General features: G+C 70.6%; 21 protein-coding genes and 1 pseudogene. 6 read left to right on the top strand and 16 right to left on the bottom strand.

Annotation, left to right across the window (positions count from 1 at the left end; genetic code table 11):
* Nucleotides 1–99 precede the first annotated feature (99 nt).
* The 8 genes and pseudogenes from MQH31_RS09030 to MQH31_RS08995 all read right to left on the bottom strand — a co-directional run bounded on the left by MQH31_RS09030 (nt 100) and on the right by MQH31_RS08995 (nt 8,388).
* Complete coding sequence (locus tag MQH31_RS09030; protein WP_243011764.1) at nt 100–1,032, bottom strand: SDR family NAD(P)-dependent oxidoreductase; 933 nt, start codon at nt 1,030–1,032, stop codon at nt 100–102.
* A 314-nt stretch (nt 1,033–1,346) separates the two neighbouring features.
* Nucleotides 1,347–1,673, bottom strand: a pseudogene (locus tag MQH31_RS09025) (chorismate mutase); the annotation flags it as partial.
* A gap of 186 nt (nt 1,674–1,859) precedes the next feature.
* On the bottom strand, nt 1,860–2,762 hold the full coding sequence (locus MQH31_RS09020; protein ID WP_443655768.1) for a DMT family transporter: 903 nt from the start codon (nt 2,760–2,762) through the stop codon (nt 1,860–1,862).
* A 311-nt stretch (nt 2,763–3,073) separates the two neighbouring features.
* Nucleotides 3,074–4,360, bottom strand: coding sequence for an adenylosuccinate synthase (locus tag MQH31_RS09015; protein ID WP_134533200.1), 1,287 nt, complete (start codon nt 4,358–4,360; stop codon nt 3,074–3,076).
* Complete coding sequence (locus MQH31_RS09010; protein WP_134533198.1) at nt 4,360–4,854, bottom strand: DUF3151 domain-containing protein; 495 nt, start codon at nt 4,852–4,854, stop codon at nt 4,360–4,362. Before MQH31_RS09010 ends, MQH31_RS09015 begins: the two co-directional genes overlap by 1 nt.
* A 112-nt stretch (nt 4,855–4,966) precedes the next feature.
* Nucleotides 4,967–5,539 carry a TetR/AcrR family transcriptional regulator gene (locus MQH31_RS09005; protein ID WP_134533197.1) on the bottom strand — a complete coding sequence of 191 codons (573 nt, stop codon included), beginning with the start codon at nt 5,537–5,539 and terminating at the stop codon, nt 4,967–4,969.
* Nucleotides 5,540–5,577: 38 nt separating this feature from the next.
* Nucleotides 5,578–7,710, bottom strand: coding sequence for a YhgE/Pip family protein (locus MQH31_RS09000; RefSeq protein ID WP_243011763.1), 2,133 nt, complete (start codon nt 7,708–7,710; stop codon nt 5,578–5,580).
* Nucleotides 7,711–8,388 carry an ATP-binding cassette domain-containing protein gene (locus MQH31_RS08995; RefSeq protein WP_134533193.1) on the bottom strand — a complete coding sequence of 226 codons (678 nt, stop codon included), beginning with the start codon at nt 8,386–8,388 and terminating at the stop codon, nt 7,711–7,713.
* A gap of 273 nt (nt 8,389–8,661) precedes the next feature.
* On the opposite strand from MQH31_RS08995, the gene MQH31_RS08990 reads away from it, so the two are divergent.
* Nucleotides 8,662–9,330 (top strand): hypothetical protein, encoded by a 669-nt coding sequence (locus MQH31_RS08990; protein WP_243011762.1) that lies wholly within the window; start codon nt 8,662–8,664, stop codon nt 9,328–9,330.
* Nucleotides 9,331–9,341: 11 nt separating this feature from the next.
* Nucleotides 9,342–11,594 (top strand): YhgE/Pip domain-containing protein, encoded by a 2,253-nt coding sequence (locus MQH31_RS08985; protein ID WP_243011761.1) that lies wholly within the window; start codon nt 9,342–9,344, stop codon nt 11,592–11,594.
* A gap of 94 nt (nt 11,595–11,688) precedes the next feature.
* On the opposite strand, the gene MQH31_RS08980 is transcribed toward MQH31_RS08985, so the two are convergent.
* The 3 genes from MQH31_RS08980 to MQH31_RS08970 all read right to left on the bottom strand — a co-directional run bounded on the left by MQH31_RS08980 (nt 11,689) and on the right by MQH31_RS08970 (nt 14,193).
* Nucleotides 11,689–12,813: a baeRF2 domain-containing protein gene (locus MQH31_RS08980; RefSeq protein WP_243011760.1), complete on the bottom strand. Its 1,125-nt coding sequence runs from the start codon at nt 12,811–12,813 to the stop codon at nt 11,689–11,691.
* Between the two features lie 181 nt (nt 12,814–12,994).
* Entirely contained in the window at nt 12,995–13,363 is a 369-nt protein-coding gene (locus tag MQH31_RS08975) for a DUF4440 domain-containing protein (protein ID WP_243011759.1), read from the bottom strand.
* Nucleotides 13,364–13,536: 173 nt separating this feature from the next.
* The gene (locus MQH31_RS08970; RefSeq protein ID WP_372488137.1) at nt 13,537–14,193 is read right to left on the bottom strand and encodes a TrmH family RNA methyltransferase; all 657 of its coding nucleotides are present in this window, start codon (nt 14,191–14,193) and stop codon (nt 13,537–13,539) included.
* Nucleotides 14,194–14,372: 179 nt separating this feature from the next.
* Between MQH31_RS08970 and MQH31_RS08965 the strand changes: the two genes are divergently transcribed.
* From MQH31_RS08965 to MQH31_RS08955, 3 genes are all read left to right on the top strand, one after another.
* Nucleotides 14,373–15,635: an Nramp family divalent metal transporter gene (locus MQH31_RS08965; protein ID WP_372488136.1), complete on the top strand. Its 1,263-nt coding sequence runs from the start codon at nt 14,373–14,375 to the stop codon at nt 15,633–15,635.
* 63 nt (nt 15,636–15,698) lie between these two features.
* Complete coding sequence (locus MQH31_RS08960; protein ID WP_134533185.1) at nt 15,699–16,367, top strand: metal-dependent transcriptional regulator; 669 nt, start codon at nt 15,699–15,701, stop codon at nt 16,365–16,367.
* Nucleotides 16,368–16,409: 42 nt separating this feature from the next.
* Nucleotides 16,410–17,210 (top strand): HAD-IIA family hydrolase, encoded by an 801-nt coding sequence (locus tag MQH31_RS08955; RefSeq protein ID WP_134533183.1) that lies wholly within the window; start codon nt 16,410–16,412, stop codon nt 17,208–17,210.
* Between the two features lie 209 nt (nt 17,211–17,419).
* Here MQH31_RS08955 and MQH31_RS08950 read toward each other — a convergent pair whose 3' ends face one another.
* The 3 genes from MQH31_RS08950 to MQH31_RS20640 all read right to left on the bottom strand — a co-directional run bounded on the left by MQH31_RS08950 (nt 17,420) and on the right by MQH31_RS20640 (nt 20,863).
* A complete protein-coding gene (locus MQH31_RS08950) occupies nt 17,420–20,116 on the bottom strand; it encodes a hypothetical protein (protein WP_243011758.1) in 2,697 nt (898 codons plus the stop codon).
* Nucleotides 20,116–20,664, bottom strand: a complete 549-nt coding sequence (gene pyrE / locus MQH31_RS08945; protein WP_134533179.1) for an orotate phosphoribosyltransferase — start codon at nt 20,662–20,664, stop codon at nt 20,116–20,118. The genes MQH31_RS08950 and pyrE overlap by 1 nt, the downstream gene beginning before the upstream one ends.
* Nucleotides 20,665–20,737: 73 nt before the next feature.
* Entirely contained in the window at nt 20,738–20,863 is a 126-nt protein-coding gene (locus MQH31_RS20640; RefSeq protein ID WP_255454334.1) for a hypothetical protein, read from the bottom strand.
* Nucleotides 20,864–20,997: 134 nt separating this feature from the next.
* On the opposite strand from MQH31_RS20640, the gene MQH31_RS08940 reads away from it, so the two are divergent.
* A complete protein-coding gene (locus tag MQH31_RS08940) occupies nt 20,998–21,942 on the top strand; it encodes a LysR family transcriptional regulator (RefSeq protein ID WP_243011757.1) in 945 nt (314 codons plus the stop codon).
* 149 nt (nt 21,943–22,091) lie between these two features.
* On the opposite strand, the gene MQH31_RS08935 is transcribed toward MQH31_RS08940, so the two are convergent.
* Nucleotides 22,092–23,411, bottom strand: a complete 1,320-nt coding sequence (locus MQH31_RS08935) for an aspartate aminotransferase family protein (RefSeq protein ID WP_243011756.1) — start codon at nt 23,409–23,411, stop codon at nt 22,092–22,094.
* A gap of 94 nt (nt 23,412–23,505) precedes the next feature.
* On the bottom strand, nt 23,506–24,522 hold the full coding sequence (locus tag MQH31_RS08930) for a TIGR03842 family LLM class F420-dependent oxidoreductase (RefSeq protein ID WP_243011755.1): 1,017 nt from the start codon (nt 24,520–24,522) through the stop codon (nt 23,506–23,508).
* Between the last annotated feature and the right edge of the window lie 8 nt (nt 24,523–24,530).

Below are 24,530 nucleotides of genomic sequence, written 5' to 3'. Positions count from 1 at the left end.
CCCCTTCGCCAGCGTCGAAGGGGCACAATTCGTACTCTCGCGGCGGGTTTGGGCGGGTTTGGGCGGGAGCGGTGGGCGGAGCGGCTCGGGGCGCTCGGGTTAGACGGGGAAGGGGAGGGTGAGTCGCTCGGTGCGGGACCAGAGGTTCGCCGCAACCGAGGGGTCGAGGCTCGTGTCGGTGGGTTGCTGGCGAGTGGGCACGCCGCGCGTCAGATAGCGGGGGCCGTAGTATTCGCCGCCACGGGCATCCGTGTCGAGGGCGGCGCGCACGGTCGGCCAGGCGCCGTGGTCCTTGCCCTGGGCGCCGATCAGGCCCTGCAGGTTGTCGGCGAACCGCTGCGGCCGGCTGGGCTCATTGACCCCACGGATGCCCGGCGTCAGCCCCGACACCGAGTAGCCGGGGTGTGCAACGAGGCTCTGCACCCCGTCAGGTCCGCCGACTCCCGCGAGCCGGAGTCGCCGGTCGAGCTCGAAGCCGAACACCTGCATCGCGATCTTCGACTGCGCGTAGGCGACCCAGCCGCTGTACCCCGTCGCGAGCTGCAGGTTGTCCAGGCGCGAGACGACCAGCCGCGTCGCGAGCGACCCGAGCGCGACGACCCGGCTGCCGGGCGTGCGCAGCAGGGCCGGCAGCGTGAGCGCGGTGAGGTGAAAGTGCCCGAGATAGTTCGTCTCGAGGACGATCTCGTTACCGGCCGCGCTCACCTCCCGCTTCCGCGGCGGGTGCACGATGCCCGCGTTGAGCACGAGCCCGTCGAGCCGGGGCAGCTCGAGCAGGAGCGCGGCCGCGGCGCGCACGCTGTCGGCGTCGGCGACGTCGAGCGTGATCGCCGACACGGATGCCCCGGGCACCCGTCCGCGGATAGCCGCGAGGGCGGCATCCGCTCTCACCGGATTGCGGCAGGCGAGCACGACGTGCGCTCCGGTCGCGGCCAGCTGTTCGCTTGTGAAGTAGCCGAGGCCGGCGTTGGCGCCGGTGACGACGAAGGACTTGCCGGACTGGGAGGGGAAGTGGTGCGGGTCCCAGCTCACGATGCTGGGTCGGACGCCGGGGCCGCGGGGGCCGGGGCTGCAGCGGCCGAGGCTGCGGGAGCCGGGGCCGTAGGCGCCGGGGTCGTGGGCGCCGAGGCTGCGGGAGCCGGGGCCGTAGGCGCGGTAGGCGCGGTAGGCGCGGTAGGCGCGGTAGGCGCGGTAGTTGCGGTGGTTGCGGGAGCCGGGGCTGCAGCGACCGGAGCAGGGGTGCCGATCGCGGAGTCGGCGACGACGCCGGTCGCGGGTGCCGGGGCGCCGATCGCCGAATCGGGCTCGACCCCGATCGCGGCGCCGGGCCCCTGCTCGTCGCCCGAGGCGGCCTGGCCGCCGGCGAGCCGCACGTGGTGGTGGATGACCTCGGCGACGATGAAGTTGAGGAACTTCTCGGCGAAGCCCGGGTCGAGCCTGGCCTCTTCGGCGAGCGCGCGCAGCCGCTGGATCTGCTGCAGCTCGCGCGCGGGGTCTGCGGGCGGGAGGCCGTGCTTCGCCTTGAGGCGTCCGACCTGCTGGGTGAACTTGAAACGCTCAGCGAGCATGTGGATGAGAGCGGCATCGATGTTGTCGATGCTCTGACGGATGCCCGTCAATTCGTCGATCGCATCCTGCCCCGCGCCGGCGGGCAACTCCTCGTGTTCGGCCATGGTTCGACGATACCGTGCGCGCCCGGGCGCGAAAGCGGGTGAATCGTTCTGACTCCCGGAACGCACCCACGATTCGCCCGATCGCGCCGGAGAGAGCGGATACGGCACTCAGCCGGCCGGGCCTCGGTGAGCGAGACTGCGCCGCGAGGCCTGACGAGTCGGCCTGGCCGCGGGCCTCGTTTCGGATCAGGCGAGGACGCGGTGCGGCAGGCGCAAGCGGATGCGCTTCTGGGCGAGCAGGATGCCGAGCAGCACGAGCAGTGCGCCGAGCGGCTCGTTCCAGGAGAGGCTCTCGCCGAGCAGCAGCACCCCGAGGGCGACGCCGACGACGGGCGTCACGTAGGTGACCGTCGACGCATTCGTGGGCCCCCAGGCGCGGAGCACGTTAATGTTCCAGATGTAGGCGAGCCCGGTGCCGAGGGCGCCGAGGGTGAGCAGGCTCAGGACGATCGCCGGGCTGAGCGACACCGGGTGCCAGGCCAGCACCGGGGTGAGCAGCAGCATGATCGCCCCGCCGAGCCCGATGTTGAGGAACGCGAACGTCGCCCCCGCGATCGGCCGCCCGCTCAGGAACCGGCGGGTGTAGCCGAAGGTGAAGCCGTAGCAGACGGCCGCGCCGAGGCAGGCGAGCTGGCCCCAGAGGTCCCCGGTGAGCGCCGCGTACCGCCACGGCCCGATGATCACGAGCACGCCGGCGATCCCGACGACGACCCCGAGCACCTGCCCGCGCCCGAGCCGTTCGACCCGGAAGGCGAGGGTCGCCATCAGGGCCGTCATGATCGGCGTCACGGCGTTGTAGATGCTCGCGAGGCTCGACGACACGTACTGCTCGGCCCACGCGAAGAGGAGGTGCGGCACGACGCATCCGCTCACCGCGATCACGAGGAAGTGCAGCCACACGACCGCGTCGCGCGGCAGCACGGGGCCGCCGTTCACCCGGGGCCGCGTGACGAGCACGATCAGGCCGAGGGTGAGGCCGCCGAGCACGAGGCGCGACCAGGCGACCTGGCCGAAACTCACTCCGACGAGGGCGACCTTCATGAACAGGAAGCTCGAGCCCCAGACGACGCCCATGCCGAGGAACTGCAGCGCAACGAGGGCACGGCGGGCCGGCTCGGCAGGAGCGGATGCGGGGACGGCTGCGGATGCGGGGACGGCTGCGGCAGAAGTGGGGGCGTCGCGCGGGGCGGTGCTATCGGTCACCTGCCGACTGTAACGTGTGCGGCCGCCCGCGTCGGCCCCCTCGGAGCGCAACGTCCGGATCCCGCCGGTGAATGGCAGCATCCGCTCGTTTGACGCGGAGTGGGACGGCGCGAGACGACAAGAGCGGATGCGCCACGCGCATCCGCTCTCTCCGTTCAGACCCTGCGGCCCGGCCTCAACCGCGCCGGGCCTGGTCGCTAGTTGATCAGGTCGTGGCGGGACACGATCGCTTCGCGGCCGGGGCCGACGCCGATCGCGGAGATGCGGGCGCCGCTCATCTTCTCGAGCGCGAGCACGTAGTCCTGGGCGTTCCGCGGCAGCTCCTCGAAGGTGCGGGCGCCGGTGATGTCCTCGGTCCAGCCGGGGAAGTCCTCGAAGATCGGCTTCGCGTGGTGGAAGTCGGACTGCGAGACGGGCACCTCGTCGTGGCGGACGCCGTCGACGCTGTACGCGACGCAGACCGGGATGGAGGCGAGGCCGGTGAGCACGTCGAGCTTGGTGAGCACGAAGTCGGTGACCCCGTTGATGCGGGCCGTGTAGCGGGCGACGGGCGCGTCGTACCAGCCGCAGCGGCGCGGGCGGCCGGTCGTGGTGCCGAACTCGAAGCCCTTGGCGCGCAGGAACTCGCCGGACTCGTCGAAGAGCTCGGTCGGGAACGGGCCGGCGCCGACGCGGGTCGTGTACGCCTTGACGACGGCGAGGACGCGGTCGATCCGGTTCGGGCCGATGCCCGATCCGGTCACCGCACCGCCGGACGTCGCGTTCGAGGAGGTGACGAAGGGGTACGTGCCGTGGTCGACATCCAGCATCGTGGCCTGGCCGCCCTCGAAGAGCACGGTCTTGCCTGCGGTGAGCGCTTCGTGCAGGAGCAGCGCGGTGTCGGCGACCATCGGGCGGAGGCGCTCGGCGTAGCTGAGCAGGTCGGTCACGATCTCGTCGACCGAGATGGCGCGACGGTTATAGACCTTGACGAGCAGGTGGTTCTTCTGGGCGAGGGCGCCCTCGACCTTCTGGCGGAGGATGTTCTCGTCGAAGAGGTCCTGCACGCGAATGCCGACGCGGTTGATCTTGTCGGCGTAGGTCGGGCCGATGCCGCGACCGGTCGTGCCGATCTGGCGCTTGCCGAGGAAACGCTCGGTGACCTTGTCGACCGTGCGGTGGTACTGGGTGATGATGTGCGCGTTGGCGCTCACCTTCAGCCGGGACACGTCGACGCCGCGGGAGATCAGTGCGTCGAGCTCCTCGAAGAGCACCTCGATGTCGACGACGACGCCGTTGGCGATGATCGGCGTGACACCGGGGGTCAGGATGCCGGACGGCAGCAGGTGCAGCGCGTACTTCTCGCCGTCGATCACGACGGTGTGCCCGGCGTTGTTACCGCCGTTGAACTTGACGACGTAGTCGACGCGGCTGCCGAGGAGGTCGGTGGCCTTACCCTTGCCCTCGTCGCCCCACTGGGCTCCGACCAAAACGATCGCTGGCATTAGTTCTCTCCTCGGATGAAAAACGCCTCGGTGATCGGGGCAGGGTCATCGGCCCGGTACCCATCAGGCGTGATGGTCTCCTGGTTGATGCGCGCGATCGCGGTCGGATCGGCGTCGTTCAGGAAGACGGTGAGGCGGTCGAACTCGTCCTGCTCGTTGATCTCGGCGGCAGAGCGGCGCAACGCATACAGGGCGCGCAGCACCCCGCGGTTGGGCTCGTGGGTCCACGGGATCGGACCGTGTCCGCGCCAGCCGGCCTTGCGGAGGGCGTCGAGGCCGCGGTGGTACCCGACGCGGGCGAAGGCGTATGCCTCGATCGTGCGGCCCTCGAGGTGGGCGACATCCGCCAGCACCGCCCAGGCCAGGGACGACGTCGGGTGCGCGGCGACGAGGGACGGCAACGCGTGGCTTTCGGTACTCCGGAGCGCCGCGATCACCTCCGGTTCCGCGGGAAGGAGGGTCTCGGGCTGGTCGATCAAGTTTTCGCCGGTCACACTCGATCCTAACGCGGTGAGCACTCTGAGCCCCACGGAACCTGCCGCCCCGGGGGCCAATGACCGGAAATGTCCCGGTTTCGGGAGCACGTCGGCACGACCCAGAGCGGGATCAGGCGAGCAGGCCGCCGGATAGTGACTCGAGGATGGCCGCGGAGACCTCGTCGCGGTCGCGGTCGGGATCGAAGACCAGCCATTCGAGCCCCGCCATCAGCACGGCGCCGAAGACGCTCGACGCCATCAGACCGCTCGTTCCCGCTGCCGCCGTGGCCGGCCGGGCCTCGGCGATCGCCTCGGCGAAGACCGCGAGGGCCTCGTGCCGCAGGGCGAACAGCGTCTTCTGCCAGGCGCGGTCGGTGCGGAAGATCTCGGCCGCCATGAGCTTGGCCAGTCCCGCGTTCGATTCGATCAGGTCGAGGAGCACCGCGATCAGCGCGACGAGCGCCTCGCTCCCGTGCAACCCGTCCCGCGCCGCCCGGAGGGAGTCGGAAAGCGAACCGACCCCCTCCTCCAGCAGCGCCTCGAAGAGCTTGTCCTTCGAGCTGAAGTTGTAGTACAGGCTGCCCTTCGCCACGTGCGCGAGTTCGGCGACGTCGTCCATCGTGGTGCCGGTGATCCCGCGGGTGGCGGCCAGCTCCAGTGCGGCGTCCAGGATCGCCCGTTTTGTTCCCGTGGCACGTGGCATTGTCGGTCCCTTCGTCGCACTCGGTTCGGGTCGCAACCCTAGATGGTCAGTTCCGGGTGCAGCCGGGTGATCGTCCACATCCGCTGCCGAGACGCGCTCCAGGCGCTGATCGCGATCGAGCCGACCAGGATGCCTACGAGAACGAGCACGGAAAGCCACAGTCTAGAGTCGATCCCGCCCGTGATGAGCTGCCGCAGCCCGGTGACGACGTAGGAAGCGGGCATCCACGGGTGCAGGATCTGGAAGAACTCCGGCGTGGTCTCGACGGGATAGGTTCCGCCGGAGGAGCTGAGCTGCAGCATGAGCAGCACCAGGCTGATCACGCGGCCGGCCGCCGTGCCGAACAGAATGATGAACATCTGCTGCAGGGCCAGGAACGCAAGCGTGGTGAGGTAGATGAACGCGGACATGCCCAGCCAGTGCGCCGGGGTCAGCCCGATGCCATAGACGAGCACCAGGACCATGATGATGACCTGGCTCAACCCGATCGCCATGGCCGGCAGGAACCCGGTCATCGTGGCCCGCAGGCCGGAGGCTGCGCTGGCGAGCGCCCGCGTCGGCAGGGCCCGCAGGATGAGCCACGTGATGAGTGCACCGACGAAGGTGGCCAGGGCGAGGAAGAAGGGCGCGAAGCCCTCGCCGAAGCTGTCCGAGGCGTTCTCCCACCGTTGGTTGAGGTCGACGGGGTTCGCGATCACCGCGGCCTTCTCGGAGATCTGCGCGTCGGTGAGGCTCGGTGCGTCCGCGGCTCCGGTCGCGAGGGCGTCGGCGAGCGTGTGGCTGCCGTCGGCGAGTTGCACGGTGCCGGACTCCAGGGCGGTGCCGCCCGCGACGAGCTGGCTGCTGCCGTCGACGAGGGTGCCGGTTCCGGCGGCGAGGCTGTCCGCGCCGGTGGCGAGGGTGGCCGACCCGGTGGCGGCGGTGGACGCGCCGGTGGCCAGCTGGCCGGCTCCGGAGGCGAGGGCGGCCGATCCGGAGGCCACCTGCGCCGCTCCGGCCGCCACCTGCGCGGCCCCGGGGGCGCCGGCGGTCAGCGAATCGGAGAGCGTCCCCATGCCGGTGGCGAAGTTTCCGCTCAGGGTCGCGTAGCCGGAAACCTGGGCGGCGGCGCCCTGCGTCTTCGTATTGAGGGTGTCGGCTCCGGTCGCGAGCTGCGTCACGGTCGGCAGGAACGCGGATGCCGGCGTTCCGGGCGGGGCAGCGGCCATGGCCGTCTGCAGCTTCGCGAGGCTGTCGTCGAGGTCCTTCGTTCCGGTTGCGAGCTGTCCGGTTCCCGTCGCGATCGACGTCGCCCCCGCAGCGAGCTTGTCGGAGGAGTCCGAAAGGGTGGCTGCACCCGTGGCTGCTGATGCGAGTCCGTCGGACACCAGCTTGGTCTTGGCGGCGACAGTCGACGCGCCGTCGGAGAGTTTTACCGAGGAGTCAGAGAGCGTTGCCGCGCCCGAGGAGAGTGTGCCGATCCCCGCGGCCAGCGTTGACGATCCGTCGGCCACCCGGGCCGCGCCGTCGTCGAGGGTGGACGCGCCGGCGGAGAGGTCGTTCAGCCCGGCGACGAGAGTCCCGGTGCCGGTTTCGGCCGTGCTGAGACCGTCGGCGAGGGTTCCGGCACCGGCCGCGGCGGTGCGGATGCCGTCACCGGCCTTGTTGACGGCCACGAGCATCGTGTTGACGGTCTGGTCGCCGATGTTCAGGGACACGGCGTCACGCAGCTGGATCATGGCCTGCTTACCGAGGGTGGAGGCGAGGAAGCTGTTGCTGTCGTTGTAGTCGACCATGACCTGGGCGGCGGTCGGGGTGTCCGTGCCCGCGGAGATCGCATCCGTGGAGAAGTCCGCGGGGATGGTGACGGAGAAGTAGTAGTCGCCGTCGGTCACACCGGTGGCGGCATCGGCCGCGCTGGTTTCGACCCAGCCCAGGTCGTGACCGTCGAGGAGCTTGCCGACGAGGTCATTGCCCGCGGTCACGTCCGTGCCGTCGCGGACGGCGCCCGTGTCGGAGTTGACGAGGGCGACCGGGAGCTTGCTGAGTTCCTTGTCCGGCGCCCAGAACGCCCAGAGGTAGAGGGCGCCATAGATCAGCGGAATGAACATCAAGACGACGAGGGCGATCTTGGGCAGGGTGCCCTTGCCGAATCGGCGCAGTTCGGTGCCCGTAGAGAGGAAGGCGAACATCTAGCGAATCTCCTGGTTCATGTACTGGACGGTCGGTTTGAGCCCGAGATCCGCCCACATTTCGAAGTCTGGTGCGATGGCCGAGGCGATCACGGGAGTGCCGGCCGCGACGATCGCGCCGAGCCGGGACCAGAGCAGTCGGCGTGCCTCCGGGGAGTGCACCTGCTCGACCTGGTCGAAGAACAGCACGCTGGGCCGGCTCATCATGGCGAGGGATGCGCGGAGGAGCACCATCTCGACCTCGTCGAGGTCCCAGATCATCGTGCTCGCGGCCGGAACCGGGATGTCGCCGAAGACCGGTCCGCAGACGCGGAAGACCTCGGCGTCGTCGACCGCACGGATGAAGGACCACCAGGGGGCGAGCCAGGCGTGGCGCTCGCGGATGGCCGCCCCGACGGTGACCGACTCTTCGAGGGAGTCGATGCCGTGGAACCCGGACACGCCGGTGCGGCGCTGGACCCGGCGGGCGTGGCGAGGAAGGTCTTCGCCGAGCACCGACAGGGTGCCGGAGGATGGCCGCATCCGCCCGGCGAGGGTGAGGAGCAGGCTCGTGCGCCCGCTGCCGGCCGGGCCGCAGATGACCGTGAGGCCGTCATCGGCGGTGAAGCTGATCGGCCCGTAGACCAGGCCTCGTTTGTAACTGACAGTCAGTTCGTCCGCTACCAATGTCGCCTGCACGTCGTTCCTTTCGTGGCGGTACTCGTTTTGTACCGACTAGTCAGTATAGATCGACGAGCCCAGCCGCGCAAGGACGGGCGGGTTCGACCGGTGCGAGTGCCGGGCTGCCCGACGCCTGCCCGGAATCCAGCGCGTCTTCAGACTGACTAGTCGGTAAAAACGGGGCCGGGTGAATTAGAGTGACCTCAGTCCCAGCGCCGCGATACCCCGTCCTGTCCCCAGGATTCCGTGCCGGCCTCGTACCGGTTTCCTCTCACCTCCGGAGGCGCTCGCATGCGCGTTAACCTCTCGTCCGTCGCCAAGGGTCCGAAAGACTCGGCCCTTCCCCCGACGACCCTGGAATTCACCAGTGGCGCGGTCGCCTTCGCCCGGGCCGAGACCGAACGCCGTCCCACGGTCCTCGGCCTCATCGCCTCCGGCCGGATGCGCCCGGACACCGGGACCGTCACGATCGACGGCCACACCGACTACGCCGCGATGCGCCGTCAGATCGCCCTCGTCGACGCCCTGGGCGTCTCGGAGCCCGCCGCAGACGTCATGGTCGAAGACGTCGTCGCCGAAGAGCTGATGTTCGCCGGCCTCCGCCGCAAGACCACCCAGCACCTCCTCGCCGGCCTCGGCCTCGCCGACCGGGCACGGTGGGACATGGGCGACCTCGCACCCGACGACCGCATCCGCTTGCTGACCGAGCTGGCCGTGCTGCGCGACGGCGTGCTCGGCCTCGTTCTCACCTCTCCCGACCGCCACGGCGGCGACCCGCTCGGCTGGTGGGATATCGCCGGCGGCCTGGCCGCGCGCGGCTATGCGGTGCTCGTCATCGCCGGAGACGCCTCAGCGCACGCCATCGCGGACCTCGAGCTCGCCAACCTCGAGCCGGACGGCGTGCTGCCCTCCGGACTCGGACGCTCGCCGATAACCACTGCTGGAGCCGATGCCCTGTGAAAGTCCTCGCCATGATCCGCGCCGAACTGGCGCGCCTGACCGCAACAGTGATGTCCCGGGTCGCCCTCGCCGCCCTGCTGCTCGTGCCCGTGCTCTACGGCGGCCTGTACCTGTGGGCCAACCAGGACCCGTACGCCGGCCTCGACCGGGTGCCCGTCGCGCTTGTCGTCGCAGACACCGGAACGGTCATCGACAACGTGAGCCACAACTACGGCGATGACATCGCGACCGAGCTCTCCGACGCCGGCGCTTTCCAGTGGCATCGGGTCTCCGCCGCGACCGCAGAGGCCGGTGTCGCCGACGCGAGCTACGACTTCAGCGTGACCATCCCGGCCGACTTCTCCGAGGGCATCGCGTCTTCTGCGACATCCGCGCCGCGCAAATCGGTGATCACCCTCACCACGAACGACACCAACAGCTACCTCGCCTCGACGATCGGCGGCCAGGCCGCGACGAAGATCCGCGAGGCGATCGTCTCGAAGGTCAACGAGGAGGCGGCCGACCGGCTGCTGATCGGGCTCTCCGACGTGCGGTCGAGCCTTGTGACGGCCGCAGACGGCGCCACCAAACTGACGGATGGCGCGACATCGGCCACCGACGGAAGCGCGAGCCTCGCGAGCGGTGCCGCCCAGCTCTCGAGCGGAGTCGGCGTCCTCGCCTCCGGTCTCGGCCAGCTCGCCACCGGGACGAGCTCCCTCGCGACGGGCGCGGGCCAGCTCGCCACCGGCACCAGAGACCTCGCCACCGGTGCAACGAGCCTCGCCACCGGGACCGCGACGCTCGCGACCGGCGCGGACAAGGTATCTGCGGGGGCGACGAAGGTCTCCTCGGGTGCTGCGGACCTCGCGACCGGGACGAAGGACCTCGCGGACGGAACCGCACTTCTATCGGGCGGTGCGAGCGGAGTCGCGGCGGGCACGGCGCAGCTCGCAACAGACGCGCCCAAACTCGACGGGTCGGTCGCAACGGCCGACACCGCTCTCACGGGAGCCACCTCGGCACTCGACTCCGCGACCACGAATATCAAGAATGGACTGGCTGGGCTCAGCACGGCGCAGATTGCTGCAGTGCTGAAAGAGTTGGAACCCGTCAGCACTGGGCTGGGAACTGGAAGCGGGATAGTAACCGGGGTCCATGCCAAGCTCGACACCCTCGTTCCCGACAGTGCCAAGCTCAACGCCGGTGCGCAGGACGTCGCCACAGGAGCGAAGAAGGCCGCCGCGGGCGCCGTCACCGCACGGGACGGCGCGGCAACCCTCGCTGCCGGAGCCGCGCAGACTGCGACCGGCGCGAGCAGCGTCGCGTCCGGCGCGAGCGATGCCTCGACCGGCGCGGCGAAGCTCGCCTCCGGAGCCGGCACCGCCGCATCCGGGGCCGCGTCGCTCTCCACCGGAGCCGGAACGGTCAACAGCGGCGCAGCATCCGCCGCCACCGGAGCGAGCACCGCGGCGACCGGCGCCGAAAGCCTGGCGACCGGCGCGACGAGCCTCAACACCGGGCTCGTGACGCTGCAGTCCGGCGCGGGCGTGCTGCGCGACGGCCTCGCGAACGGGGTGACGAGCATCCCGAATTCGGACGCGCCGACCCGCACCCTGCAGGGCTCGACGATCGCCGACCCGGTCTCGCTCACGACCGCCGCCGTCACCTCGGCCGGCACCTACGGCGCCGGCATGGCCCCGTTCTTCGCGAGCCTCGCCGGCTGGATCGGCATCTACGCGCTGTTCCTGATCGTGAAGCCGGTCTCCCGCCGGGCGATCACGGCCCTGCACTCCCCGCTCAAGATCACCCTGGCCGGCTGGCTCACCCCCGGCCTGCTCGGGCTCGTGCAGATGGCGGGGCTGTTCGGAATCCTCGCCGGGATCCTGCACTTCGAGGTGCACAACCCGGTCGGCACCTACGCGATGATGGGGCTCGCCGCCCTCGCGTTCGCGGCGATCATCCTCGCCCTCAATGTGTGGCTCGGCAGCGTCGGCCAGTTCATCGGCCTCGTGCTCATGGTGATCCAGCTCGTCACCGCCGGCGGGACATTCCCCTGGCAGACCCTGCCGGCCCCGCTCGCGTGGCTGCACCACGTGGTGCCGATGAGTTACGCGGTCGACGGCATCCGCCAGCTGATGTACGGCGGCAACCCGGCCACGGCCTGGGCGGATGCCGGGGTGCTGCTGCTCTGGGTTGTCGGCGGCCTGGTGCTCGCCGCGGTCGGCGTGACGCGGATGACGCACTTCCGCACCCTGCGTGACCTGCGCCCCAGCCTGATCGGCTGATCGGCCGATCGCGATCGCGCCCGCGCCGGTTTCCGCGGGCCGCACCCGAAACGGCGGGCGCGGGCTGCCGAAACCGGCGCGGCGGCGGCACGGCTCAGTGGGTCGAGAGGGTGGACCAGCGCAGCAGGGCGGCGGCCCCGCTCCCACCGGGCAACTCCGCCGGCGACACCACGACGACACGCGCGTCGGTGAGCACCGCGGCGCGGACGAGCGCGTCTGCGGCAGGCACGGCTCCGAGAACGACCGCGCCGAGGGCATCCGCTTCGGTCGACGCCACCCAGGGCTCACGATCGAGCGCGAGCAGGGTCGCCTCGGGCAGCGCGCCGGATGCGAGCAGGAGGACCTCGACCTGGCCCTCTTGCAGATCGCGCACGACGGCGGCGAAGTCGGCCTCGGAGAGTCCCTCGTCGCGACCCGACTCGAGGCGTTCGAGGGCGTCGTATTCGTCCTGGGCGAGGATCGCCGCGAGGTGCCGGTCGAGGTCGGCCTCGAGCTCCTCGGTCGTCGCGCCGCCTGGCCGGGTGTTCGTCGGCACCACGGCGAGGATGTCCCTGCTCGCGGGGGCCAGCTGGGCGACCAGTAGTTGCCGCGCGCGCACGTCTCCCGTGAGCATCAGCAGCTCCGCGCCGCTCGTGCGGACCATCTCGTCGATCGCGTCGGCAACCTGGCCCTCGTTGCGCTTCCAGATCTCCTCGGTGTCGCGCTGGTACCGGGAGTTGGAGAGGAATCCCCCCTGCACCTTGGTGATGTACTCGGTGTCGCCCTCGATCTCCTCCTCGGCGACGGCGCCGGTGCGGCTGAGCCGGAACTGCCGGATCTCGCCGCCGTCGCGCCCGACCTCGGCGATGATGTACGTGAGGTCGCGCGGTCGCTGGGTGAGCAGCGGCAGCAGGCTCGGCACCGGCCCGTACGAGACGATCAGTTCGCCGAGCGGTTCGCCGGGCAGGAGTTCGTCGAGTTCGACGACACCGTCCCGGACGACGAGCAGCCTGCTGACCTTGCCCGGCCTGCCGGGAGGCTCCTCGATCCGGTCGATCACGGCGTCGGCATCCGCATCGGGGGCGCCGGCGTCGGCCAGCGCCTCGCGCACCGAGCGATGCCGCAGGCTCGAGGTGCGTCTCGGATCCTCACGATTCTGCGTGACGTCGACATAAACGGTGGATGCGTCACCGGGCCGGCGATAGAACTCCGCAAGGCCCTCGTTTCCAAAGTCAGCCATTGACCCAGGTCCCTTCTTCGCTACCCAAGGTCCCCTACCGTGCGGAACCCCGGTCCAGCCACGCTAGACCCGCCCCCGTGTGCCCACAAGCCGCGCAGCATCCGCTCGCGAAAGCGGGTGGATCGTCGTTATGGCACGCTCATACCGACGATTCACCCGCTTTCGCGGACGGGTTACGGAGCTAGACGGGGCTTTGCTGGTGCAGGGCCACGCACCAGCCGCCGTTCTGGAACACGTACGTCGTTGCGGCGGCCGTTTCGACCGTTTCGTCGCCACGGCGGGTGACGAGCCGGTAGACGAGGATGCCCGCGCGATCGTTGATCCGGATCACGGCGGGGTCGTGCAGCTCGTAGCTGTCGAGCTGCGGGAGTGCCTCGAAGAACGCGGCGACCGCGTCCCGGGCGACCACGTTCCCCGGGAGCACCAACAGGGCATCGCGCGTCATCGTGCGCCAGTAGTAGTCGCCGGCGCGGCGGGCAAGGATCGCATCCCAGCCCTCGCGCTCTTCGTGCAGCAGGCGGGCGGGCAGATCGTCAGTGATCGCAGTCATAGTGCAACGCTAGCCCCTATTCGGAGCGCTGGGCGCGGCGCCGGCGGCTCATGGACACGAGCACGGCACCGATCAGGAACGGGAGGACGGCGAGCCGGGCGCGGAGGGCGAGGAGCTCACCCATGAGAGCGATCCCGGTGTGCGCGAGGGCGTCGACCGCCGTCGCGAAATCGCTACTTGAAGCGGTGCTGAAGCACCCAGTCGTGCATTGCGACGGCGGCGGCGGCCGAGGCGTTGATCGAGCGCGTCGATCCGAACTGGCTGATCTCGAGCACCGCGTCCGCCGCGGCGATCGCCTCGTCGGAGAGGCCGGGGCCCTCCTGGCCGAACAGGAGCACGCACCGCTCCGGGATCGCGAAGGTTTCGATCAGCACGCTGCCGGGCACGTTGTCGATCGCGACGATCGGCAGGCCCTCGTTCGCCGCCCAGAGGACGAACGTGGCGACATCCGCGTGGTGCAGCACGTGCTGATACCGGTCGGTGACCATGGCACCGCGCTTGTTCCAGCGCTTGCGGCCGATGATGTGCACCGTGTCCGCTCCGAAGGCGTTGGCGCTGCGCACGATCGAGCCGATGTTCATGTCGTGCTGCCAGTTCTCGATCGCGACATGGAACGGGTGCCGCTTCTCGTCGAGGTCCGCGACGATCGCGGCCATCGACCAGTACCGGTACCGGTCGATCACGTTGCGGGTGTCGCCGCGCTCGAGGAGTTCCGGGTCGTAGAAGGACTCCTCGGGCAGCTCCCCCTGCCAGGGCCCGACCCCGTTCGTCGACAGCTCGACGGTCGGTGCGGCGGTCTGAGCGGGAATGGGGAGCAGCGGTTCGGTCACCGCTCCACCGTATCCCGCCCCGCGCCAACCCCCGCCCCGAATACCTGCCCGTGCTCGTCCCCGCGAGAGTACACTTTTGGCCCTTAAGACGGCGGTTTAAGGGCCAAAAGTACGCTCTCGCGGACAGGGACGGGCGGGCGGGCGAGACGGAACGGGCGGGGCGCGCGTATGATTTCGGTATGCCTAAAACTGCTGGGGGCACCGTAGCGGATGCTGCGCGCCTGCCGGCTGCGCCCGCCCGGTTGGCGATGCTGCTGGGTCCCGCCCTCGTGGCCGGGGTCGCCTACCTGGACCCGGGCAACGTCGCGAGCAACATGACCGCCGGCGCCCGGTTCGGGTATCTGCTGGTCTGGGTGGTGCTCGCCGGGAACCTGATGGCCTGGCTGATCCAGTACCTGTCCGCGAAGCTCGGGATCGTGACCGGGCAGAGTCTGCCGGAGCTCCTCGGGGCGCGGTTCCGGCATCCGTTTCTGCGACGGCTCTACTGGTTGCAGGCCGAACTCGTCGCGATGGCCACGGACCTCGCGGAGATCATCGGCGGCGCGGTCGCGCTCTACCTGCTGTTCGGGCTGCCCTTGCTGCTCGGCGGCGTGATCACGGGCACGGTGTCGATGCTCGTGCTCACCGCGCAGGCCCGCCGCGGGGCGCAGAGCTTCGAACGGGTGATCGTCGCGATGCTGTGCGTGATCACGATCGGGTTCACCGCCGGGGTGTTCTTCGCGCCGCCGGACCCCGCGAGTGTGCTCGCCGGCCTCGTGCCGCGGTTCGAGGGCGCCAACTCGGTGCTGCTCGCGGCGTCGATCCTCGGTGCGACGATCATGCCGCACGCGATTTACGCGCACTCCGCCCTCGCCCGCGACCGTTTCCCCGGCGCCCACGACCAGCCGACCACCCGCCGCCTGCTCTGGGGCACCCGCTGGGACGTGACCCTCGCGATGGTGCTCGCCGGAACGGTCAACGTGGCCCTGCTGGTCCTGGCCGCATCCGCCCTGCAGGGTGTGCCGGGCACCGACTCGCTGCCCGGCGCCTACAACGCGCTGCGGGCGAACCTGGGGCCGATCGTCGCGACCGTGTTCGCGGTCGGCCTGCTCGCCTCCGGGCTCGCCTCGACCTCCGTCGGCGCGTACGCGGGCGCCGAGATCATGCACGGGCTGCTGCACCTGCGGCTGCCGCTCCTGGTGCGCCGGCTCGTCACGCTGATCCCGGCGCTGGCCATCCTCGCGATCGGCCTCGACCCGACGGAGGCCCTCGTGCTCAGCCAGGTGGTGCTGTCCTTCGGGATCCCGTTCGCGCTGGTCCCCCTCGTCTGGCTCACCTCCCGGCGCGAGCTCCTCGGCGAGTACGCCAACCGCTGGTTCACGACCCTCGCCGGGGCGATCGCCGCGCTGCTGCTCGTGACGCTCAACGTCGTCCTCCTCGTCCTGATCTTCAGCGGCGCATGACCGGCATCCGCCCGGCATTTCAGCGACGGATGCCCGGCATCCGCTCATGATGGACGGCAGCGCATGAAGCACAACGGCACCAGTACCCCGGCCTCCGAGGACTACCTCAAGACCATCTACGCGCACACCGAATGGCAGCCGGAGCGGATCACCCCCTCCGCGCTCGCGGCCCGGCTCGGGGTCGCGCCCTCCTCGGTCACCGAGATGGTGAAGAAGCTCGCCGCCGCCGGGCTCATCACGCACGTGCCCTACGGACCGCTCGCCCTCACTCCCGCGGGGGTGCTGCGCGCGAGCGCCGTCGTGCGGCGACACCGGCTGATCGAGACCTGGCTCGTGCAGGAGATGGGCTACGACTGGGACGAGGTGCACGACGAGGCCGAGATCCTCGAGCATGCTCTCTCCGACCGGCTGCTGGACGCGATCGACGAACGCCTCGGCCGGCCGGTGATCGACCCGCACGGCGACGCGATCCCCGCGGCGGACGGCACGGTGCTGCCGCGCTCCGGGATCACGGTCGACCGGGCCGACCCCGGCCTGGTCGGCGTCGTGCTGCGGGTGAGCGACCGGGATCCCGTGGTGCTCCGCGGCCTCGCTCGCGACGGCATCGGGCCGGGAACCGAACTCGAGGTGCGGGAACCGGGGCGGGTCCGGCTGCCGGGCGGCGACATCCGTCCTCTCTCCGATGCGGAGGCTGCGTCGATCTGGCTCACGGTGCCGTCCGTAGTTGAGTGAACCCTCGACCGCTACTCTGGAAGAGACCCTGAGGAGCGCCGAATGACACGCCGTGACGAGATCGAATGTTGGCTCACCGACATGGACGGGGTGCTGGTCCACGAGAACAGCCCGCTGCCCGGGGCTGCCGCGCTTCTGCAACAGTGGGCCGACGCGGGGACGCCGTTCCTCGTGCTGACCAACAACTCCATCTTCACACCCCGGGACCTGAGCGCCCGGCTGCGCGCGTCCGGGCTCAACGTGCCGGAGGAGCGCATCTGGACCTCGGCCCTCGCGACCGCCGACTTCCTGAAGAGCCAGATGCCCGGCGGCACGGCCTTCGTGATCGGCGAAGTCGGCCTCACGACGGCACTGCACGAGGCCGGCTTCATCATGACGGAGACCAACCCCGACTACGTCGTCGTGGGCGAGACCCGCAACTACTCCTTCGAGGCGATCACGAAGGCCATCCGCCTGCTGCTCGCCGGCGCGCGGTTCATCGCCACGAACCCGGATGCGACGGGGCCGAGCGCGGACGGCCCGATGCCCGCGACGGGCGCCATCGCCGCCCTCATCTCGAAGGCGACGGGCATGGAGCCGTACGTCGTCGGCAAGCCGAACCCGATGATGTTCCGCTCGGCGATGAACAAGATCGGCGCGCACTCGGAGAACACGGCGATGATCGGCGACCGGATGGACACCGACATCGTCGCCGGGATCGAGGCGGGCCTGTACACGCTGCTCGTGATGACCGGGATCAGCGACGAGGCCGAGGTCAGCCGCTACCCGTTCCGTCCGGACGAGATCATCTCCGGGGTGGACAAGCTCGTGTCAGCCGAACCCGTCGAGTCCGACGAGATCTGAACGACCCGCCCCGCGTCATCCCGCCTCCCACCACCATCCCGCGTCATCCCCCCCCCCCCCCCGCTGGCGCGTTCCGAATTCAGGAGTTGAGCGCGTCCCCACCCCGGCGGGGCGGATGCGCGGCACAGGTCCGGGGCCGGGCCTCGGCTCGCAGGGCCCGACTCCTGAATTCGGTACAGCGACGAACGAGGAGACGGACGCGACTGCGGCTAGGCGGTCGGCCCGGGGCCGGCGAGGCTCCCGGTGATTCCGTCGCCCGATGACCGGCTGACGAAGCAGAAGTACTGGTGCGGGGCATCCGCCCACTGCTCGGCGGTGATGGGGTAGCTGCCCTGCACCTGCACGTCGGGATACGCGTCCGCTGCCGCGAGGTCGATCACGCCGGGCGCGCTGCAGAGCAGGTTGATCTGCGCAGCAAGCGCCGCCTCGCCGGGGAACGGCGTTGTCGCGTCGCCGGCGAACAGCCCGCGATAGACGAGCTGCGCCTGGTGCGGGGCTGCGCAGTCGGCGACGGTGAAGGTCTCTTCCCAGGGGGAGACGTACGGCTGCAGGCATTCGCCACCGAAGAGGGTCTGCCAGGCGTGCACGCCGACCGGCTGCGCTGCGGTGGGCGCCGGGGTCGGCGTGGGGGTCGGCGTCGCGGTGGGAGTGGGGGTCTCCGATGCAGAGGCGGCGGTCGTCGCCGGGGAGCCGACGAGGCGCTGACCGAGCAGGAAGAGCCCGACCAGAACGACGGCGACGAGCAGGCCGACCGCGGTCCAGATCAAGGGTTTCGGAAGACCGCCATGCTCGGCGGATGCTCCGCTCCGGCCGTGCCCGGAACCACCGTTGCCGGAACCGCCGTTTCCCGAGCCGCCGTGGCCGGAACCGCTCGGTGCGGAAGCGGGTGCCTTCCCCGAAACGCCTGTCCCGGGCACGCCAGCTGCGGCGGCGGGTGATTCCGAGTCGCCGACGGGTGTTCCCTTCGAGCGACGCGAAAAGAAGCCGGCCGTTGCGGGCGTCTGAGGGGACGCATCCGCACCAGTCCCGGCAGCGAGAACCATCGTCGGGGCACCGGCCTCCGCGACCGCGGCGTCGTGTCCGTCCGTGTCGGCGGGGACCTGGAACAGGGCGTCAAACGCGCTCAGCGCCCCTGCAGGTTCTGCGCCGTCGATGGCCGCGGGTGCAGCCGGGTGCTCGGTGGACTCGGCGAGCGGGGCCGGAGGGGTGACGAGCTCGGTCGGCGCCAGTCCGGAATCGGCCCACGGGTCGTTGTCGACCGGAAAGGGCACGATCGGAGCCGGGAGCGGCGGCAGTGCTGCGGCCGGCGCCGCGCTCGCGGACGCGACGGATGCCGCGGCGACCGCGGCAGCGGCACTCGCGGCGGCGGCGCCCGCGATGTCGAACTCAGCGCGGGTCGCGGCCGTGACGTCGGCATGCTCGGCGCCAGCGAATGCGGACGCGTCGGCGTCGGCGTCGGCACGCTCGACGGCGGTTGCCGCTGCTTCAACGGCTTCGGCGTGCTCAGCAGCGGTAGTTGCGACGGCTTCGGCTTCGGTTTCGGCACGCTCGGCTGCTTCGGACGCGGCGGCTTCGGCTTCGGCACGCTCGGCTGCTTCGGCACGCTCGGCTGCTTCGGCTCGCTCGGCTGCTTCGGACGCCGCGGCTTCGGCAACTGCACGATCGGCAGCAGCGGCTTCGGCCGCGGCACGTTCAGCAGCGGCAGCAGCGACGGCTTCGGCACGCGCCCTGGCGGTGGCTTCGACGGCGGCACGCTCGACGGCTTCGGACGCCGCACGCGCGGCGGCAGCCTCGGCGACCGCACGTGCCGTGGCTGCGGCGGTCGCGGCGGTGAACGCCGCTGCAGCGGCAGTCGCTGCAGCGGCACTGGCAGCACCGGCGGCGGTCGCCGCGGCCGGCACCGCCGAGTCGGCCGCCTGAGCGGCGGCACGACGCCCGCGGAGCCGGAAGTGCGACGGCGCAGGCGCCACGGGCAGGGGCTCGGGGACCGGCTCCGGCAGGTTGCGAGCCGGGTACAGGGTGCCGCGCCCGTCGGCGGTGGCGGCGCGATCCGCGGCGACCTCCTCGGGCGTGAGCACGAGCGGCGACCGTGCGGGGGTGGTCCACCACGGTTCGGGCGGGGTCTCCGGGCGGATGCCCCGGCCGGCACCCACGGTCGACGAGCCTCCGGTGGCGCCCACGTTCGGAGTCGCGGCAGCGTCGCCGGTCGTCGCGAGTGGGCGCGCGGACGGATAGAAGATGTCGCCGGGGGCGTAGCCTGCGGAACCGACCGCGCCGGTCGAAGCAGGCGAGGTCGGTGAGCCCGAGCCTGCGGAGGCAGACGCAGAGGCTGCGGAGCCTGCGGACGCAGAGGCTCCGGCTGCGGAGCCCGCGGTTCCGGCTGCAGAGCCTGCGGACGCCGAAGAAGTCGATGGGGTCACCCGGGCCGGCGTCAGCCCGGCCGGCGTCAGCCCGGCCGGCGTCAGCCCGGCCGGGGTCGCGAAGGACGAGGCGCCGGCGGCGCGCGGCCGGAACACGGCCGGCTCGCTTGCGGTCGGCTCGCCAGAGGGCGCCGGAGTGTGCACCGCGGGAGTCGGTGCTAGGGGCGGGGCGAGCGGCGCGACCGGCGGGGCAGGGACCGCCGGCTTGACCACGGTGACCGCGGCGGTCGCCGTCGTCGGTTTGAGTCCCCACAGGAAAGCGGGGGCCGGAGCAGCGGGAGCCGGGGGTGTGCCGGCAGTACCAGCAGCACCGGAGTCGCCGTGGCCTGCACGGGAGACCCGGCTGGCGGCATCCGCGGGGGTGCCCTTCGCCCGACGCGGGCGGCGCATCACGAAGTCGTCCGGCAGGGTCGGCTTGGTTCCGTCGCCGAGCTGGGAGGCGAGCCAGTCGAGTCCTTCTTCGCCGCTCCCCGGCTGATCCGGCACTAGTTCAGCCCCAGGTCCTCAAGGCCGATCGCTGCGAAGTAGGGGTAGCCGGCCGCTTCGATCACTTCGCGGGCGCCGGTGTTGCGGTCGACGACGACCGCGACGCCCGCGATGATGGCGCCGACCTTGAGCAGGGCTTCGACGGCCGCGAGCGGGGACCCACCGGTGGTGGAGGTGTCCTCGAGCACGATCACGCGCTTGCCGGCGAGGTCAGGGCCTTCGACCTGGCGGCCGCGACCGTGGTCTTTGGGCTCCTTGCGCACGACGAACGCGTCGTAGGCGAGGCCGCGGGCGACGCCCTGATGCAGGATCGCAGCGGCGACGGGGTCTGCGCCCATCGTCATACCGCCGACGGCGGAGACGTCGGGTACGTCGGCGATGAGGTCGATCATGACCTGACCGATCAGCGGGGCAACCCGGTGGTCGAGGCTCACCTTGCGGAGGTCGACGTAGTACGTCGCCTTCTTGCCGCTCGTGAGGGTGAAGTCACCGTGGAACACGGCCTCAGCCGAGATGTAGTCAATGAGCTGCTGCCGAATGTCCGTCACGGATCAACTGTATGCCATTCGGGATTGGCGATGCCTGCCCCGTCCCGGGGGACAGGGAGGCGTCGCGCCGGGATCAGAAGCCGCGGACGAAGGTGCGCTGTTCGGGCATGTGACGGTAGCCGTCATTCTGCACATCGACAACAACGCCGACGATGGACGCGACGACGATCAGGGAGAGCACGGCAATGAGAACGAACACGATGGGGCCTTTCAACCAGGGGTGGATGTCGGTGAGACGGAGGCACTGCTGCACGTGTTCGACGTATTTATTTGACCACCTCTAACCATTCAGCACAATCGCATTGTCCTGCACTCATTGTGTAGCGTGGCTACATGGACATTCAGCGGCTCGAACTGCTCAGGGAATTGGCCGAACGCGGCTCGATCACCGACGTCGCCCGGGCGACGCATCGCACGGCATCCGCTGTTTCGCAGCAGCTCAAAGTGCTCGAACGCGAGGCCGGCGTGCGCCTCACCGAGCGTCGCGGGCGGGGCATCGTGCTGACGGATGCCGGGCGCGCGCTCGCCCGCAGCGCCACCGATGTGTCGGTCGCGATCGCCCGCGCCACCGCCGTCTGGCACGAGTTCCGGAACGACGCCTCCGGCGGGGTCAGCGTGGTCACCTTCCCGACTGCGGGCGAGATGCTGCTGCCGGGGACCATGCTGCAACTCGCCGACCGGCCGGGCCTCGTGGTCACGTGCACCGACCTCGATCCCGAGCTGCGGGACTTCCCCGCGCTCACGGCCGACTACGACATCGTGCTCGCGTACAGCCTGAGCGGCCAGCGGTCCTGGGGCGGGCGCGGTCTCACCGTGGTTCCGCTCATGACCGAGCCGATCGACGTCGGGCTGCCGGCCGATCACCGGCTCGCCGGCCGGTCCTGGCTGGCCCCGGCGGACGTGATCGACGAGACCTGGATCGGGGTACCGGACGGATACCCCTTCGAGCGGATCCTGGACGAGATCGAGGAGCGGACCCCGGGCCACGTGAAGGTCGCCCAGCGGTTCGCCGATATGCGGCTGATCGAGGCCTTCGTCGCGGCCGGGCTCGGGATCGCGCTCGTGCCGCGGTACACCTGGGGCGACGGGGAGCCGGACAAGGTGACACTCAAGCCCCTGCGCGGCGTGGACGCCGAGCGGCAGATCGTCGCGCTGATGCGCCCGGACCGCGCCGAGCGCCTCGCGGTGCGCACGGTCGTCGACGTGCTCCGTACCCAGGCCGCCCGCGTCCAGCAGGCCCACACCCCCGCATCCGCCCCCACCGCCAGCACCCCGTAAACCGCCGCCAACCCTCCCGCGAGAGTACGAAATGTGCCCGTATTCGCGTGGTTTAGGGGCACATTTCGTACTCTCGCGGAAGAGCGGACGAGCGGATGAGCGGATGAGCGGACGCGAGCATGCGGGGAGGTGCGGCGCGGTGCGGGCGGCTAGAGCAGGGAGAGGACCTCGTCGTAGATGGAGAGGGCTTCGGCTGCCTCGGCGTCGGTCACGACGCAGGGGGGCACCACGTGGATGCGGTTCTCGGCGATGAAGGGCAGCAGTCCGCGGGCGAGCAGCTCGGCCTTGATCTTGGCCATCACCCCGGCTCCCACGGGTTCGCGGGTCGCCCGGTCCGCGACGAGTTCGAGCGCCCAGAAGACGCCGACCCCACGCACCTCGCCGATGATCGGGTGCCGCTCCGCGAGCTCCGCGAGCCCCGGCGCGAGCACGTCCCGGCCGATCCGGGCCGCGTTGTCGACGATCCCCTCCGACTCCATGGCGTCGAGCGCCGCGACGATCGCGGCCATGGCGAGCGGATGCCCGCTGTAGGTGAGTCCGCCGGGGAACACGGTCGTGTCGAAGTCGTTCGCGATCGAATCCGGGATGATCACCCCGCCGGCGGGAACGTACCCCGAGTTGACGCCCTTCGCGAAGGTGATCAGGTCGGGAACCACGTCGTAGAGATCGAGCGCGAGCCAGCTGCCGGTGCGGCCGAAGCCCGCCATCACCTCGTCGAGGATCAGCAGGATGCCGTAGCGATCGCACAGCGCGCGCACCCCCGGCAGGTACCCGGGCGGTGGCAGCAGCACGCCCGCGGTGCCGGGGATCGTCTCGAGCAGCACGGCGGCGATCCCGCTCGGCCCCTCGCTCACGATCACCCGCTCGAGGTGCCGCAGGGCGCGCTCGCACTCCTGCTCCGGGGTCGTCGCCCAGAAGTCGCTGCGGTAGAGGTACGGGCCGAAGAAGTGCGCGTGGCCGCGCGCGAACTCGTTCGGCACCCGCCGCCAGTCCCCCGTCGCGACGATCGCGGCGCCGGTGTTGCCGTGGTACGAGCGATAGGTCGAGAGGATCTTGTCGCGACCGGTGTGGAGCCGCGCCAGCCGGATCGCGTTCTCGTTCGCATCCGCCCCGCCGTTGGTGAAGAACACCTTGTGGAAGCCGTCGGGGGCGCGGGCGACGATGCGGCTCGCGGCCTGGCCGCGGGTGAGGTTCGCCGTCGCGGGCGCGACCGTGGCCAGCAGGCCGGCCTGTTCGACGATCGCTCGCACCACGGCCGGATGCTGGTGGCCGATATTGAGGTTGACGAGCTGGCTCGAGAAGTCGAGATACGTGGTGCCGGAGTGGTCCCAGACCCGGGACCCGAGCCCGCCGGCGAGGACGAACGGGGTGCGCCCGCCGCCCTGCGCCGACCAGGAGTGGAACACGTGGGCGAGGTCGAGGTCGACGGTGAGTTCGTCGAGATCGGCGGTCGGCTTGCGGTCGGTCACAGGGGTTCTCCTTGGTGTTTCGGCCGGACCGGACAGGCCGGCCGGATGGGATCTGCCGGGCGGATTGCCGGCACCGGGGTGTCGGCCCGGCGACTCATGACTTCGCCGAGACCGCGGTCTGCAGCGCGGGGATGACGCTCTCGCCGTAGACCCGCAGGGTTTCTTCCTTGTTATCGTGCTGCAGGTATCCGGCGAACTGGTCGACGCCGAGGTCGCGGAGCGCCTCGAGTTTCGTGATGTGGTCCGTCTTGGTTCCGAGCACGCAGAACCGGTCGACGATCTCGTCCGGCACGAAGTCGGCGTGGGTGTTGCCCGCCCGGCCGTGCTGGTTGTAGTCGTAGCCCTCGCGGCCGGCGATGTAGTCGGTGAGGGCCCGCGGCACGGCGGAGTCGGCGCCGTACTTGGCGACGATGTCGGCGACGTGGTTGCCGACCATGCCGCCGAACCAGCGGCACTGGTTGCGCATGTGCTCCCAGTCGTCGCCGATGTACATCGGGGCGGCGACGCAGAACTTCACCGCGGCCGGGTCGCGGCCCGCGGCCGCGGCCGCCTTCCGGACGGTCGTGATCATCCACTCGGCCACGTCGAGGTCGGCCATCTGCAGGATGAAGCCGTCTCCGACCTCGCCGGTGAGTTTGAGGGCGAGCGGCCCGTACGCGGCGACCCACACCTCGAGGGAGCTGCCGAAGCTCCACGGGAACCGGAGCATGGCACCGTTGTATTCGACGGCGCGGGAGTTGGCGAGCTCACGGATGACGTGGATCGCCTCCCGGAGGGTCTTCAGGGTGGCCGGGGCGCCGTTCGTGACGCGCACGGCGGAGTCGCCGCGCCCAATGCCGCAGATGGTGCGGTTTCCGTACATCTCGTTGAGGGTCGCGAAGGTCGACGCGGTCACCGTCCAATCCCGGGTGGACGGGTTCGTGACCATCGGGCCGACCAGGATCTTGCGGGTCTCGGCGAGGATGCGGCTGTGGATCACGTACGGTTCCTGCCAGAGCAGGTGCGAGTCGAAGGTCCAGACGTGGCTGAACCCGTAGGCCTCGGCGAGCTGCGCGAGCTGCACGACCCTGGCCGATGGCGGGTTGGTCTGCAGCACTGCTCCGAAGTCCATGGGTTGCC

Origin of the sequence: Cryobacterium zhongshanensis, assembly GCF_022760445.1 — a bacterium.
Classification (GTDB): domain Bacteria; phylum Actinomycetota; class Actinomycetes; order Actinomycetales; family Microbacteriaceae; genus Cryobacterium; species Cryobacterium algoricola.
This window is presented reverse-complemented; position numbering and strand designations above follow the sequence as displayed.